The sequence below is a fragment of the Campylobacter sp. B0100352/1 genome (genome assembly GCF_020135855.1).
Lineage (GTDB): Bacteria > Campylobacterota > Campylobacteria > Campylobacterales > Campylobacteraceae > Campylobacter_D > Campylobacter_D taeniopygiae.
Map to the genome: position 1 here is coordinate 1 of NZ_JACHTP010000107.1, position 440 is coordinate 440.

Below are 440 nucleotides of genomic sequence, written 5' to 3' on the forward strand. Positions count from 1 at the left end.
TGAAGAGCTATTGCTTGTCCAAAAAGTTTTATTAGAACAATGAAGATTTATATGTGGAAATACAAAAGATGAAAATTCTGCATATTTTACAAAATCAACCTCTCTTCCAAATCCAACAAGCCGCCATAAAAGTTTTACACTACCAGAATTATCAATCACTCCATCTATAAGCCAAGGAGCAATTTTAGCAGCCAAATATGCTAAATATCCTCCCCTAGAAGTACCAATCATAATCACAGGAATACCCCCCCCCCATAGTATCAAACGGAGCATTTTTCTTTAAATAAAGAGCTGTATTTATGAGATCTTGAGCTTGCATAATGCCATAGTTTTGATACTCATTTTTTGTAGGTTGTAAACTCATATGAAGATGTAAATAAGAATCAAAACTTAAAACACCTTTGCTTTTTTTCTCAATTAGATACTGGTTAATAAAATTT

Annotated in this window: 1 pseudogene; it reads right to left on the minus strand. The window is 32.0% G+C overall.

Annotated elements, in window-relative coordinates:
• Positions 1 to 440 (minus strand): annotated as a pseudogene (locus tag H2279_RS08745) (DUF2920 family protein); the annotation flags it as partial.